Below are 14,345 nucleotides of genomic sequence, written 5' to 3'. Positions count from 1 at the left end.
CAATGACCCAACATCCAAAAAATACAGGAATGCATATTTTTACCATCATCTGGTTTGGACAGATGATTTCCCTCATCGGCTCGCAGCTAAGTAATTTTGCCTTGGGTGTATGGGTATACCAGCGAACTGGTTCGGTAACACAGTTCGCCTTGATTTCCCTGTTTACCAGCTTGCCCATGATTCTGATTTCTCCCGTAGCTGGCACGCTGGTAGACCAATTCCCCCGCCGTTGGATGATGTTATTTAGTGACCTTGGAGCAGGTATTTCTACGGGGGTAATTGCAATTTTGTTAGCCGCTGACGATTTGACTATTTGGCACATATACGTAGGTGCTACTATTAGTTCTTGCTTTGCTGCCTTTCAATGGCCAGCTTATACAGCAGCTACTACCTTGCTTGTGCCACCAGCAAAATTGGCACGAGCCAACGGTATGCTGCAAGTGGGGGAAGCCGCAGGTCGCTTAGTTGCACCAATGTTAGGAGGTATACTGCTGCTGTTTCTGGAAATTGACGGCATTCTCTTTATTGACTTTGCTAGTTTTCTGTTTGCTTTGAGTACTTTGTTACTAGCTCCGTTTCCCAAACAGTACATTGATAGACATCGCGCCGAAAAAACTCCTTGGTTGAAGGAAGCATCTTACGGTTTGGTATATCTGGTTCAACGAAGAGGACTGTTTGCACTATTACTGTTTTTTGCTGTAAACAATTTCCTAGTCGGAATTGTGCAAATGCTAATTACGCCGCTAGTCTTGTCCTTTGGTTCGGCTACAGACTTGGGGACAATTATGACTACTGGCGGTATAGGAATGCTAGTGAGTAGCATCCTTGTGAGTACAGTGAAAACGCCACAGTATTTAACTCTCAGTATCTTTATTTTTATGCTGCTAGGTGGGATCTGCATTACCTGTGCAGGGTTTTACCAATCGATTTTAGTCTTAGCACTGATAGCTTTTTTGTTTTTCTTTGGTCTCCCAATTATTAACAGTTCAGCCCAAGTTATTTTTCAAAAGAAAGTACCCTCTAATTTGCAAGGTCGAGTTTTTGCGACAATAGGAGCGATCGCTAACGCATCACAGCCTTTGGCTTACACTGTCGCCGGTCCACTAGCAGATAAAATCTTCGAGCCATTAATGACTCCTGATGGGCTGTTGGCAGAAACTATGGGAAAAATTATTGGTGTTGGTCAAGGACGTGGTATCGGTCTGATGTTTATCGTCATGGGAATACTCACCGTATTGGCGACGATCATCGCCTATCAATATAAACCATTGAGACTAGTAGAAAAGCAACTGCCTGATGCTATTAACCCAAGTTCCTAGTAGAGCATCAATTCAAAATGAATAATTTTCATCTGGAAGTCCCCCCAGATGCTGTGCAACCAAGGCTAATTCTCTGTTTTCTGTTCCCTTTCTCAGGGGTTTAATCAAGCAACTGCATAAAAAATTTGCTTATCCCCTATCAAAATACAGGAGCAATTAAGTTAATTAACGCTCCATAAAATTAGCCGAATAACCAGAATAATCACAAATTACCCATACCTATAATCGCACTCATATTAATTGAGGTTAACCACCAATGGACATTTTTCGCAAAACAGTAAACTTTGATCCAAAATCCAAAAAATTGACACTAGCTTTCATAGTTCCTGTAGGATTAGCGGCTATTGGTGTGCCAGCTTATATTTTTGCTACTACCTCAAGCTTTAATGGGCAATCTAAAAAGCAGAGTAATGTTACCCCAACAGTAGCTCCAAAACCTGTAATTCCCACAGTGGCAGCGTTAGGACGCATTCAAACCAAGGATAAAATCATTAACTTATCTGGGCCATCAGCTTTGCAGACTGCTAGGTTAGATCAAGTTTTGGTCAAAGAAGGTGATAATGTTCGTCGCGGACAACTAATTGCTGTTTTGGATAACGTCAATCAACTGCAAACAACTTTAGAAAAAGCCAAAACGGGTGTTCGAGTTGCTCAATCACAACTGATTCAAGCCCAAGCAGGAACTACAAAACAAGGAGAACTGGCTGCTCAACTTGCACGCATTGCCAATTTACAAGCCCAGTATCAAGGGGAGATTAACATTCAAAAGTCTAAGATTGCTGGCTTAGAAGCACAATTGAGAAATGCCGAAACCGAATATGGACGCTTTCGGTCATTATATGAGCAAGGTGCTATATCTGCGTCAACAAAAGATACAAAATTACTAGCAGTAGAAACTTTGCAAGCGCAACTCAAGGAAGCTAAAAGTTCTCTCAACCAGAGTTTATCATCGTTTCCCAAACAGATTCAAGAAGCAAAAGCTAGTTTGGCACAGTTAAAAGAAGTTCGTCCTGTAGATGTGCAAGTGGCTCAAAGCCAATTGGAAACAGCCAAAGCTACTGTTTCGGAAGCACAAGCTAATTTAGCTCTTGCTTATGTGCGATCGCCGATGAATGGAACAATTTTGAAGGTTAATACTTTTGCCGGAGAAACTATTAGCGAAAAGGGGATAGTTGAGTTAGCTCAAACTCAACAAATGTATGTAGTTGCAGAAATCTATGAAACTGATGTCAGCAAAATTAAAGTAGGTCAAAAAGCAGAAATATCGAGTAAAGCACTACCTACAGGATTGACTGGAACTGTTGAACACATCGGAGTCGAAATAGGTAAGCGAAATGTGGTCAATAATGACCCTTCAATCAATATCGATTCAAGAGTTGCAGAAGTCAAAATTCGTTTAGATCCAAATCAGGCTAAAGAAGCTGCTAATTTTATTAATTTACAAGTTGATGTCAAAATTAAAACTTCTAATAACATTTAAATTCATTCAAAAATTTTAAATTATGGCTGCTATTACTCCTGTCGCTTGGTTGCAATTAATCCATCGTAAACCTCGTTTACTAGTTACCATTACTGGCGTTACTTTTGCAGTAATGTTGATGTTCATTCAATTGGGTTTTAGAGACGGACTTTTTGAAGATGCTGTGGTATTTCATAAAAAAATCCAAGCTGATTTAGTATTACTGCATCGTGATACAGAGCGTTTTTTTGATATGAAGGTGTTTCCGCGCCGCTATCTGTATAACATCTCATCTGTGGATGGCATAGAATCGGTTAATCCTTTCTATTTTTCGGTTACTAACTTCAAAAATCCTGAAACTTTTGTCAGCAGGCCAATTGCGATCGCTGGTTTTACACCCGATCAACCTGTGTTTAATTTGCCAGAAGTCAATCAACAAACAGAAGTCCTCAAAGCCGCTAATACCATATTATTTGATCGCCTGTCTCGACCTGAATTTGGCCCCATTGTTGAGCGTTTAGAGAAGAACGGCGAAGTGATAACAGATGTATCCAATCACCAAATTACAGTGAGAGGATTATTTTCTCTCGGAGGTGGGGTAATGACAGCTGATGGTGTAATTATCACCAGTGATTTAACCTTTTCTGCAATTTTAGACCAACCGTTAGAAAAAGTTCAGATGGGAGTGATTAAAGTTAAATCTGGTGTTGACCCCCAAAGCATTATCAAAAAAGTCTTACCAGACTTACCTCAAGAACTCAAAATTATGACTCTAGCAGATTATATCCAATTAGAAAAAGATGTTTTAGCACAATCAACACCCATTGGATTCATTTTTAATATGGGTACAGTTATCGGTTGTGTATTTGGTGGCATTATTGTTTATCAAATTCTCTACACACAAATTTCTGATAGTATCTTTATCTACGCCACATTTAAAGCTATTGGATATGCGAATTCATACTTAGTTAAGGTAGTTTTACAACAAGCATTTTTAATGTCCTTGATTGGATATATCCCTGGGTTCGCTATTTGTATGTATCTCTATAACTTTGTTCAAGAAGCTACTCGTTTACCGATGATCATGACTATCACTAGGGGTGTGATGGTGATGTTACTCACAATTATTATGTGTTCAATTGCTGGGATGCTAGCGATGAATAAACTTCGTTCTGCCGATCCTGCCGAACTTTTTGGCTAAATTCAAAATCTCTTAACCCTCAATGTGAGATTTGGAATTTTAAATTTTAGATTGTATTGTTCAATCCCAAATCCGTTTTTAAAATTTTCCTCCGGAGAGAAACCCAGCTAAAGAACTCTTGTATCCAAAACGCTACGCAAAATCTAAAATCTAAAGTTCTTCTGTCTCCTGCTTTATCCCAACTACAAATCCAACTACAAATATTTATGCAGTTCAACTGAATTTATAGGTAATCATCATGTCCCAGTATTCTATCATTTCTGTTCAGCACCTCAACCACCACTTTGGTAAAGGCTCATTACGAAAACAGGTTTTATTTGATATTAGTCTATCAATTAATTCTGGTGAAATTGTAATTTTGACAGGCCCTTCTGGTTCGGGAAAAACAACTTTATTAAGCCTGATGGCGGGTTTACGAAGTGTACAAGAGGGTAGCGTCAAAGTTTTGGACAAGGAAATATATCGAGCTGGTAATAATAAGTTATTGCAACTACGTCGTCAAATTGGATATGTGTTTCAAAAACATAATTTAGTCCCTTTTCTCACTGCTAGCCAAAATGTACAAATGACTATGGAATTGTCTCGCAATATGTCTCGTAAAGAAATGTGCCGTCGAGCAGAAGCGATACTGGAATTAGTAGGTTTAAATCACCGTATTAATTATTATCCAGATCAACTTTCTGAAGGACAAAAACAACGTGTAGCATTCGCACGCGCACTGGTTACTCAACCCCAATTAATTCTAGCTGATGAACCAACAGCATCTCTAGATAAAAATAGCACTCAGATAGTCGTCGAGACATTAAAAGAACGTGCCAGATATCAAGGTTGTTCTATTCTTTTAATTACTCATGATAATCGCATTCTGGATATGGCTGACCGCATCATTCACATGGAAGATGGTTATTTAAAGAATGATGTCCGCGCTGCTTAATTGATTTACTTAGACCAAAAACACCTAATTTCTCTCTATCTAAACTAACGAGGAGATATCTCTCATGATCGCTACCGAAAAAAGTTCTATTACAAGAATTTCTCATCCTAGCAAGCAAGAATTCTTAAATTTGTGGAAGCAAGGGCAAGCATTTATTATTAATGATGTAGCTAACCAATGGGATGCTTATAAAAATTGGTCAAATAGCTATCTAACAGATGTTTGTGGAGATAATCTAGTTCCTGTTGAAGCTTATAACCAAACCTTCTTCCAAAATTACAATTTTGCTGCTGCTGATTATTATCACGCTCGTAAGCAAATGAAATTTAAAGACTATATTAATATAGTTCAGGGTAATCAACAGGATGATAATTTATCTTACTACATGGCTCAGGTAGATTTTCTGAAGCACTTTCCTGAACTTGTTAAAGATATAGTTTATCCAAAATTTTTTGAGAAAAAGCCAAAAGTAATGTATTTCTTTTTTGGTTTTGCTAATAAAAAATCTACCTCAAAAACTTACTTACACTTTGACGATGTACATAACATTTTTGTCCAGATTCGGGGGCGCAAAAAATTTATTTTATTTCCGCCATCTAATTATCTATCATTTTATCCACCTATTAGAGAGAATGGTTTTTCACCTGCTTGGAGTAAAGTAAATCCTGTTGTTCCAGACTTAAAATCATACCCTGAATTTCCTTGGCAAGACAAAATTGAGGTAGTTCTAGAAGCAGGAGAAATACTTTATATTCCTCCTTTATGGTGGCATCATGTTACAGCTGTAGAGGAAAATATTTCATTAACTTTTTGGTATCCTCCAAGTATTAAAGATCTGTTTGCGCAGAAGGGATTTTTACCGACTTTGTTGCAAATAGCGCCTTATGTAATTCCTTACCAAATCAGACAGAACTTGAGAAAATCATAAGTACAGATAATCGTAAGGGCACGGCAATGCCCATTGGTGTCAACTTAAGTCAAAACGCTTATTCCACAGGCATTTTACCCCACCCCTCAATCCCCTCCCCTTGGCAAGGGGAGGGGAGGTTTTGCGTCAGCAAAGCCGGGGTGGGGTAACGCGGATCTTGATGGTAGGCGATTTAATTCAAAATCAAGTCCTGATAAGGCTTTCGCGTTAAGTTGACACGTATGGGCAATACCGTGCCCCTACCCGTGTACTTCATTTACATACAATACGCTGTATATTCTGGTCAAGAGTCAATGGTCAAGGCTTTTTGGACATTTGACTCTTGACCGGAGGCGGAGCGTCTCCGGCTCCGCTCTGGACGTTTTTGGCTGAAAAAATATGACACTTGCGTAAGTCCTATTGAGTTGTGAAAATTTTTTTTGAAACGAACCGCCAAGGGGAAGAGAAACAATTTAGAGTTTGTAAATTTCACAAATGATTTAGGGCTGCTATATTAACTCTAGCTAAGGGTTTTATCTGTTGGCTGGTATGGCTTATACCACAATGTCAACTTTTATATATTCGCCAACTGTATATTTTCTGCATAATTCTTGAGGATACAACACTATTATAAGTAGGGCGGTGCAATTAAACATAACTGGCGAGGACTGTCATTTGTCATTTGTCATTGGTAAGGGTTTCAAGCCAATTTACGTTTCGTAACATAGTTTGGTTTTTTTCCACCGACTTACTTATAAAAAATCATGTTGACACCAAATGAACAACGTATTAAAGATGAATACAGAAATTGAGGCAGGAACTTTAATACACGGTCGTTACCAGATTCAGAAGTTGCTTGGTATGGGAGGATGTGGACGAACTTATCTAGCATTAGATCATCAGCGATTTGATGAACCTTGCGTTTTGAAAGAGTTTGTCCCCACAGCATTACAAGCAAAAAATGTTTGTAAATCTAAAGAGTTATTTGAGCGCGAAGCCAAAGTTTTATATCAACTTCAGCATCCTCAAGTTCCTAAATTTTTAGCTTTGTTTACCGATAACGATCGCACTTTTATTGTTCAGGAATATATTGATGGTAGAACTTATTCTGAAATTCTATTTGAGCGGGTCGCAGAAAATGGTCAACCTTTTTCTGAAATAGAGGTGAGAACATGGTTGATAGATGTTTTACCAGTTTTAGATTATCTCCACGAGAGTAATATCGTTCACAGAGATATTTCACTAGAGAATATTATGTTACCTCATCATCAATCTAAACCAGTGCTGATTGATTTTGGGGTCGTCAAAGATAATGTGACTCAACTTCTGTCTCCTGATTCCATAAATTTTTCTAACTCAAATTACACTTCAATCGTGGGTAAGTATGGTTATTCCCCTCCTGAACAGTTGCGGTTAGGACTTTCCTATCCTTCTAGTGATATCTATGCCCTTGGTGTTTGTGCAATTGTTCTATTAACAGGGAAAATGCCACATTCACTTTTAGATGAATCACTTAATTGGCAATGGCGATCGCAAGTCAACATTGGTCATGATTTAGCAGCAATTATCGACAGAATGTTGATAGAATCACCCACTGAACGCTGCCAATCAGCTAAAGAAATTATTCTGAATTTGAATAAGAACCATAGTAATTCCTCTACTGTACCTCGTTTTGAATTCAAAATTGTATCTCCCTTAGAAGCAATTAAAACTCGTCAACAAGAAAAAGAGACCAACAAGGCATTAGAAGAGCTATTAATTCTACAAAATTTAGAACGCACCCTTAGACAATATCATGATAAATTGCCGAAACCTATTTATCTCAATTTAGATTTACCAGAGTATATGGAGAACCACGCAACTCCTGCTAGTGAATCTTCTGTTGTTAATTTAAAAATAACTTCTAAAATAGCTGCAAAAGTTATTAAATTTTTTACTAAAAAAAGTAACAAACCTATAATAAAAAAGGTGGTATTGACCAATAATAATATTCAAACTAATAACAATAAGTTTTTTGAAAACAAATCCATGAATGGCAATTCGCTACTTTTAGAAGTTATTAAAGAAGAATTTACTAACTTTATTGGACCAATCGCTGAATTAATTATGAATAGAGTATTGGTAAGCTTTCCAGATTGTTCTCCTAATGAATTTTTAGAAATTTTAGCAGCATCCATTCCTGACAAAATAACAGCAGAACGGTTCCAAAATGATACACATAACCTCATTAAATCGAAATTTAATCAAAATCATATATCGTGAATACTAATGAATAGCAGCTTTTCTACCGATTGAATAGTTGATAACTCAATTAGGTTAATAGGCAGTCAATCAACCATAAATAAACACAGCTTTATATAAATTTATCTATTTTTACAATCGTTGATTTTGAGTTTTTTATATAGGACTCATATTTGATTTCTGAAATACACGTAGGATGCTGTACCCTCAGGCGTAAGACACCAGTTAACGATTTAGGTGCGCGATTGCTACGCCATAACACACCCTACAGATACTGCCTGCTGTCTTCTTGAAATATGTAAGTCTATTTTCAAGCTTTTGAATTATTTTTTGATAAATGTCTTTTTTGAGTGCATAATTTCACAGTACTGATCCCTAATATCTGATATCGCTTATCTAAATGCCTACATGAATTTACTGGAGTTAATTTCACAATGAAGTAGGAAAACAATGAATAATTTAGTATTAATTGAGAAGCAGCCAGAAGAATTACACAAACTGATTAATGAAAGTAACCTCAAACAAGAATCTATCAAAGACATAATTACTATTAGAGGTTGCAACCATTGCACGCAAGCTATTGAACAATCTGTGAAACAAAGCCATCCATCCTTAAGACCAAATGCTGGAGTGGCATTTTCTGTAGAAATTAACGATCGAGAACGGTTAGTAGTTGTTCAAGAAGTGAAGAAAACTTATTTACGAATTCTCAATGTCGATGAGGTAATTAAAGCTATTCGTACTGCTATTTTAGAAGAACATGGATTGCAAATTTATGCTGTGGTACTTCTGAAAACAGGTAGTTTACCAAAGAAATCAGATAGAAAGATTGACCGCCATGCTTGTCAAAATACTTTTCTGAATGCTAATTGGAATGCGATACATACTTGGACAGTAAACCCTCAACAAGATTTGCAGCAACTACAAGCAGATGTAAATGCTTTATTAGAAACAGTACAAATGTGTGTTCAGCAAGCACAGTTAAAAGTTTCTTAACTTTACTATTAATGATCAACTCTGCGGATTATTTTATTTATTTTGAGGAAAAACTCAATGATTACTAACAATAATGTTGAATTTTCAACTTGGGTAGACTTTTTAAGATACAGAGCGCAAAATCAACCTACACAAACAGCTTATACTTTTCTGGTTGATGGAGAAACTGAAAGTATCAATTTAACTTATCAAGAATTAGATCAAAAAGCACGGGCGATCGCAACTCAACTTCTGCAACGGGGAGTACCAGGTTCACGGGCTTTGTTACTTTATCCACCGGGAATGGAATTTATCCCCGCCTTTTTTGGTTGTTTATATGCTGGCTTTATTGCTGTTCCTGCTTATCCACCCCGACGCAACCAAAAAATGTCTAGGCTAGAGGCGATCGCATCAGATGCTGAAGCTGTGGTAGCACTGACGACATCGGTGGAATTAACCTCCATAGCCTTACAGTTGGCTGAAAATAATACCTTGGCAGCGATACCCTGGATCGCAACTGATAATCTGAACACAGATATAGCTGAAGATTGGCAACGGCATCATATCAACAGCGATACTTTAGCATTTCTGCAATACACTTCGGGTTCAACAGGTACACCCAAAGGGGTAATGATTACCCACGGCAATTTATTGCACAATTCCCAACTCATCTATAACTTTTACCAACACACACCCAATAGCCAAGGTGTAATTTGGCTGCCTCCATACCACGATATGGGATTAATTGGTGGGGTTCTGCAACCGCTGTATGGTGGTTTTCCAGTGACTTTAATGGCTCCGGCCGCTTTTTTGCAAAAGCCTTTCCGTTGGTTGCAGGCGATTTCTCATTACAAAGCAACTACCAGTGGCGGCCCGGATTTTGCTTATGACTTAGCCTGTCGTCAAATTACTCCCGAACAACTAGCAACCTTGGATTTGAGTAGTTGGGAAGTGGCGTTTACCGGTGCTGAACCAATCCGCGCACAAACTCTAGATAGTTTTGCAGAAACTTTTGCTCCTTGTGGTTTCCGAAGAGAAGCTTTTTATCCTTGCTATGGGATGGCGGAAACAACCTTAATTGTCTCTGGGGGTTTGAAATCTGAAGCTCCCATTGTGCGACATATTGACACCACAGCTTTGTTACAAAATCAAGTCAGAGAAACTACTGCGGCGGCTGGTGGTAAAGCCATTGTGGGTTGCGGTAAAAGTAGCCCAGACCAAACAGTATTGATTGTCAATCCCGAATCATTGACACCTTGTGCAGATGGACAAGTGGGAGAAGTTTGGGTATCGGGGTCTAGTGTTGCTCAAGGTTACTGGAATCGCCCCGAACAAACACAAAATACTTTCCATGCCTACTTAGCAGATAATAAAACTGGCCCTTTTCTACGGACTGGAGATTTGGGATTTTTGCAGGATGGTGAGTTGTTTATTACTGGTCGTCTCAAAGATTTAATTATCATCATGGGACGGAATCATTATCCTCAAGATATTGAATTCACAATGGAAAATTGTCACCCTGCACTACGGAAAGCAGGTGGTGCGGCTTTTGCTGTCGAAGTTAACAACGTAGAAAAGTTGGTGATTGTCCAAGAAGTGGAACGTAGTTATCTCCGCAAGCTGAATGCTGATGAAGTCATCGGTGCTATTCGCAAGGCTGTAGCCGAACATCATGATTTACAAACTCATGCGATCGCTTTAATTAAAACTAACAGTTTGCCGAAAACTTCTTCTGGTAAAGTCAGACGTAGTACCTGTAAAGCTGAGTTAGCGGCTGGAACTCTGGAAATAGTCGCACAGTGGAGTGCTGATAATATATATCATAATTTGTCAGAAAAGTCAATTGCACCCCATGTAGAAAAAACAGTCAATACAGAAGCAGTTGCAGCTTGGTTATTAACAAAAGTGAGCGAACAATTACAAGTTCCTCCGCAAACAATCAACATTAACGAACCTCTAGCACAATATGGTTTGGGTTCTTTGGCAGCAGTGAGAATTTCGGGAGAATTGCAGGAATGGTTAGGACGGGAACTACCCACAACTCTGTTGTATGACTATCCTTCCATCGCTGCTTTAGCTCAATATTTAGGTGATGGAGTCCCACAACCAAAGATAGTCTCGCAGCAGCAAACAGATAATCATGCGATCGCCTCTGGCGGGGCTGCGCCCATCGCGATCGTGGGTATTGGTTGCCGTTATCCTGGTGCAAATAACCCGGAAGCCTTTTGGCAATTACTCCGCAATGGTGTGGATGCTATTAGTGAAGTTCCTCAACAACGCTGGGATGTGAATTCTTTCTACGATCCGAACCGCGCTACACCAGGCAAAATGAATACTCGCTGGGGTGGCTTCATCTCGGAAGTAGATCAATTTGATGCCCCATTCTTTGGCATTTCCCCACGGGAAGCAGAGTCTCTCGATCCGCAACAACGGTTACTTTTAGAAATTTGCTGGGAAGCACTAGAAAATGCAGGTAAAGCACCGAGTAAGTTAGCTGGAAGCAACACAGGGGTATTTGTGGGTATTAGTAATTTTGATTACTCCCAGTTGCTAGCTAAACAAGTGTCTGGATTAGATGCTTATAGTGGGACTGGTAATGCTTTTAGTATTGCCGCTAACCGCATATCCTATTTATTAGATTTACACGGGCCAAGTTGGGCAGTAGACACAGCTTGTTCTTCATCCTTAGTTGCAGTTCACCAAGCCTGTCAAAGTCTACGTCAGGGAGAATGCGAACTAGCTTTAGCTGCTGGTGTGAATTTAATTCTCACCCCACAGTTGACGGTGACATTTTCCCAAGCCGGGATGATGGCTGGCGACGGTCGTTGTAAGACTTTTGATGCTGATGCTGATGGTTATGTGCGGGGCGAAGGTTGTGGTGTAGTGGTGCTTAAGCGTCTGAGTGATGCTGATCGTGATGGCGATCGCATTTTGGCAGTAATTAAAGGTTCAGCCGTCAATCAAGACGGACGCAGCAACGGACTCACCGCCCCCAACGGACTAGCCCAACAAGCTGTAATTCGGCAAGCCATGCAAAATGCTGGTGTTGCACCTCATGAAATTGGCTATATCGAAGCGCATGGTACAGGCACGTTTTTAGGCGACCCCATCGAGATCAACTCCTTGAAAACAGTCCTCGCACCAGGACGTGAACCTGGAAATACCTGCGCGATCGGTTCAGTCAAAACCAACATTGGACATTTGGAAGCAGCCGCCGGCATCGCTGGTTTAATTAAAACTGTATTATCGCTACAGCATGAGGAAATTCCGCCCCATCTGCATTTCAAACAAATTAACCCCCACATTTCTTTAGCTGGGACTAACTTATCTATCGCCACTACACTGTTACCTTGGAATAGGGGCAATAAACGGCGGTTGGCTGGTGTATCTTCCTTTGGTTTTGGTGGTACTAATGCCCATATCATCTTAGAAGAAGCTCCTCTAGTTAGCCCCAAAGATACAGTCAGTGATGAACGTCCATTGCATTTATTTACACTCTCAGCTAAAAGTGAAAATGCTTTGCGTGATTTAGCAAAAGACTATGAGAATTATCTAGGTAATCACCCTGATGCTTCATTAACAGATATTTGTTTCACAGCCAACACTGGGCGATCGCATTTCGATCATCGCTTAGTGGCGATCGCTCAATCTAACATCCAATTACAAACCGTACTGGGTGCTTACGCAGCTGGAAAGAAAACCTCGCAATTGGTCAGTGGTAAAATCGCCAGCAAACAGCAACCGAAAATCGCCTTTTTATTCACAGGTCAAGGTTCTCAATATATCAACATGGGTCGCCAACTGTACGCAACTCAGCCGACCTTCCGCGCTTGCATTGACCAATGCGATCGAATTTTGCGGTCATATTTAGATAAACCACTGCTGTCAATTTTGTATCCTGACTCCGAAAGTACCTGCATCGATGAAACCGCCTATACTCAACCTGCAATCTTTGCTGTAGAGTATGCCCTAGCGCAATTGTGGAAGTCTTGGGGTGTAGAACCAACAGCAGTCATTGGTCACAGTTTCGGTGAATATGTCGCCGCTTGCATCGCTGGAGTATTCAGTTTAGAAGCAGGACTGAAACTAGTTACCAAGCGATCGCGCTTAATGCAAGAACTCAAATCAAAGGGTGCAATGGCTGCGGTATTTGCCAATGAGGAACAAGTGCAGACGGCGATCGCTGAATACAGCCCAGAGGTAACAATCTCTGCTGTTAACGCTCCTGATAATATTACCATCTCTGGTACAGTCGCTAAAATTGAGGCTGCGATCGCCAAATTCACAGCCCAAGGAATTGAGACTCGACGCTTGAATGTATCCCATGCTTTCCATTCGCCTTTAATGGATGAAATGCTTGATGGTTTTGAACAAGCAACCCGCCAAGTTGAATTCCAAGTACCAAATATTCCTTTAGTTTCCAACGTCACCGGGAATTTCTTACCAGCCGGACAAGTACCCGATGGTCAATACTGGCGATCGCATACACGCCAAGCCGTCAGATTTATGGACGGATTGAATACTTTATTGGCTGAAGGTTACGAACTATTCATAGAAATTGGTGCTAAACCAGTTCTTTGTAGTCTGGGTAAACGTTGTCAGGGAAGTGAAAATTCTGTTTGGTTGCCTTCTTTGAATGCCAAGCGAGATAATTGGCAAACATTGCTAGAAAGTTTATCAGCATTGTATCTACAGGGAGTAGATATTGACTGGATAAGATTTGAAAGTGATTATTCAGGTCAGGTAGTTCCACTTCCTACGTATGCTTTTCAAAGAAAACGTTACTGGATTGAATCTTCAAATACGGTTGACAATGCCCAAATAAATCACATGAGCAATAATTCTCAACCTGTCACTTCAGCTAATGGTGATAGTAGAGAACTACCATCTCAAACCTTGGTAGAAAAAATGCTCAAACAACAACTACAGATTATGTCTCAGCAATTGGAAGTTTTGCGTACTCATAATTTGACCACAAGTCAATTCTTGCCATTGCAAAATAGACACTTGCCAAAACCATCAAAGCTTAACCATAAGCCTAGTATTTAAAAAGGAAACAAGTGTAGGTTAGGTTGAGGCTTTGCAAAACCCAACATCTCGACGAATGTTGGGTCTCATTCTTTCTCCCTCTCTACAAAATTTATTGCTAACGCACCAGTTAACGATTGCTGGGGAACATGGAGAGAAGTCTGAGCGCCGGCTTCCGGCGTTAGCGAAGCGTTAGCGACGAAGGAGCGTCTGGCTTCTCCCAAGGGGAGACGCGCAAGGGACGCCAACGTCTACTCTTCGAGTTCTCCTTTGGAGTACGA

Annotated in this window: 9 protein-coding genes; 8 read left to right on the top strand and 1 reads right to left on the bottom strand. The window is 39.9% G+C overall.

The window, feature by feature from the left end; all coding sequences use genetic code 11:
• Positions 1 to 2: 2 nt before the first annotated feature.
• The 8 genes from AACU32_RS14945 (at position 3) to AACU32_RS14910 (ending at position 14,085) form a co-directional block, all read left to right on the top strand.
• Positions 3 to 1,319 carry an MFS transporter gene (locus tag AACU32_RS14945; protein WP_096600712.1) on the top strand — a complete coding sequence of 439 codons (1,317 nt, stop codon included), beginning with the start codon at positions 3 to 5 and terminating at the stop codon, positions 1,317 to 1,319.
• Between the two features lie 256 nt (positions 1,320 to 1,575).
• The gene (locus AACU32_RS14940) at positions 1,576 to 2,799 is read left to right on the top strand and encodes an ABC exporter membrane fusion protein (RefSeq protein WP_096600710.1); all 1,224 of its coding nucleotides are present in this window, start codon (positions 1,576 to 1,578) and stop codon (positions 2,797 to 2,799) included.
• 22 nt (positions 2,800 to 2,821) lie between these two features.
• Positions 2,822 to 3,979, top strand: a complete 1,158-nt coding sequence (gene devC / locus AACU32_RS14935) for an ABC transporter permease DevC (protein WP_096600708.1) — start codon at positions 2,822 to 2,824, stop codon at positions 3,977 to 3,979.
• 238 nt (positions 3,980 to 4,217) lie between these two features.
• Complete coding sequence (locus AACU32_RS14930) at positions 4,218 to 4,913, top strand: DevA family ABC transporter ATP-binding protein (RefSeq protein WP_096600706.1); 696 nt, start codon at positions 4,218 to 4,220, stop codon at positions 4,911 to 4,913.
• A gap of 64 nt (positions 4,914 to 4,977) precedes the next feature.
• Entirely contained in the window at positions 4,978 to 5,841 is an 864-nt protein-coding gene (locus AACU32_RS14925) for a cupin-like domain-containing protein (protein WP_096600705.1), read from the top strand.
• Positions 5,842 to 6,615: 774 nt separating this feature from the next.
• Positions 6,616 to 8,082: a serine/threonine-protein kinase gene (locus tag AACU32_RS14920; RefSeq protein ID WP_339377907.1), complete on the top strand. Its 1,467-nt coding sequence runs from the start codon at positions 6,616 to 6,618 to the stop codon at positions 8,080 to 8,082.
• A 429-nt stretch (positions 8,083 to 8,511) separates the two neighbouring features.
• The gene (locus AACU32_RS14915; protein ID WP_096600701.1) at positions 8,512 to 9,057 is read left to right on the top strand and encodes a hypothetical protein; all 546 of its coding nucleotides are present in this window, start codon (positions 8,512 to 8,514) and stop codon (positions 9,055 to 9,057) included.
• Between the two features lie 57 nt (positions 9,058 to 9,114).
• Positions 9,115 to 14,085 carry a type I polyketide synthase gene (locus tag AACU32_RS14910; protein WP_096600699.1) on the top strand — a complete coding sequence of 1,657 codons (4,971 nt, stop codon included), beginning with the start codon at positions 9,115 to 9,117 and terminating at the stop codon, positions 14,083 to 14,085.
• A 65-nt stretch (positions 14,086 to 14,150) separates the two neighbouring features.
• On the opposite strand, the gene AACU32_RS14905 is transcribed toward AACU32_RS14910, so the two are convergent.
• A complete protein-coding gene (locus AACU32_RS14905; RefSeq protein ID WP_339377906.1) occupies positions 14,151 to 14,312 on the bottom strand; it encodes a hypothetical protein in 162 nt (53 codons plus the stop codon).
• Positions 14,313 to 14,345 lie beyond the last annotated feature (33 nt).

It is taken from the genome of Calothrix sp. NIES-2100, assembly GCF_963875285.1.
In the GTDB taxonomy this organism is placed as follows: domain Bacteria; phylum Cyanobacteriota; class Cyanobacteriia; order Cyanobacteriales; family Nostocaceae; genus Aulosira.
The sequence above is the reverse complement of the archived record's forward strand: the minus strand, read 5'-3'. Positions and strand labels throughout refer to the sequence as shown.

What these genes read in the sequence shown, in the direction of transcription:
- AACU32_RS14910 (WP_096600699.1), top strand. Translation starts at nt 9,115, where the DNA reads ATGATTACTAACAATAATGTTGAATTTTCAACTTGGGTAGACTTTTTA.
- AACU32_RS14925 (WP_096600705.1), top strand. Translation starts at nt 4,978, where the DNA reads ATGATCGCTACCGAAAAAAGTTCTATTACAAGAATTTCTCATCCTAGC.
- AACU32_RS14920 (WP_339377907.1), top strand. Translation starts at nt 6,616, where the DNA reads ATGAATACAGAAATTGAGGCAGGAACTTTAATACACGGTCGTTACCAG.
- devC (WP_096600708.1), top strand. Translation starts at nt 2,822, where the DNA reads ATGGCTGCTATTACTCCTGTCGCTTGGTTGCAATTAATCCATCGTAAA.
- AACU32_RS14915 (WP_096600701.1), top strand. Translation starts at nt 8,512, where the DNA reads ATGAATAATTTAGTATTAATTGAGAAGCAGCCAGAAGAATTACACAAA.
- AACU32_RS14940 (WP_096600710.1), top strand. Translation starts at nt 1,576, where the DNA reads ATGGACATTTTTCGCAAAACAGTAAACTTTGATCCAAAATCCAAAAAA.
- AACU32_RS14945 (WP_096600712.1), top strand. Translation starts at nt 3, where the DNA reads ATGACCCAACATCCAAAAAATACAGGAATGCATATTTTTACCATCATC.
- AACU32_RS14930 (WP_096600706.1), top strand. Translation starts at nt 4,218, where the DNA reads ATGTCCCAGTATTCTATCATTTCTGTTCAGCACCTCAACCACCACTTT.